The sequence below is a fragment of the uncultured Dokdonia sp. genome (assembly GCF_947492815.1).
Taxonomy (GTDB): domain Bacteria; phylum Bacteroidota; class Bacteroidia; order Flavobacteriales; family Flavobacteriaceae; genus Dokdonia.
This window is the reverse complement of the sequence record NZ_CANLOB010000090.1, coordinates 1-568: the sequence shown is the minus strand read 5'-3', so window position 1 is coordinate 568 and position 568 is coordinate 1. Positions and strand designations below refer to the sequence as shown.

Annotated in this window: 1 pseudogene; it reads left to right on the top strand. The window is 29.0% G+C overall.

Going from position 1 to position 568, the window contains the following annotated elements:
• Positions 1-49 precede the first annotated feature (49 nt).
• Positions 50-568, top strand: a pseudogene (locus Q1A01_RS23650) (serine hydrolase); the annotation flags it as partial.

The following is a 568-nucleotide window of genomic DNA, read 5'->3' as shown; positions in this document are numbered from 1 at the left end:
CGTTACAGCCAATTATCCTAAACATTCTACAAATAGTCAAAAAAATTAAATGAGAAAAAAACTAAAAATTACATTTCTTACTATAATGTCATTTGTTCTATTCCTTTTGATACTTCTTTCTATTCAATATACACCTACTTACGTTTATCGACTCATTACCATGAATGTAGCGGATGTTTATGATTATGAGAATTTTGAAAATCACAAGATTAAGGAGGCAAAAAAGACCAATACATTCATTTCACAGCCTAAAGAGAAATATATTGAGTCACTATTTGGAGAATTAGTAACTAAAACTGGATTTAATAGCTTTGAAGAGTGGGCAATCAAGTCTCAAACTACTGCGTTAATTGTCATCAAAAAAGACACCATAATTTATGAGAAGTATTTTAATGGATTTAATAGAGATTCCTATTTCCATTCTCAATCTGTGGCAAAGTCATTTATATCGTTTTTAATTGGAACCGCTATTGATGATGGCTTTATAAAAAGTGTAAATGACCCAATAACAAATTATATTCCTGAACTTTTAGAACGAGATTCAAGCTTCAAAAAAATAACCATCAAA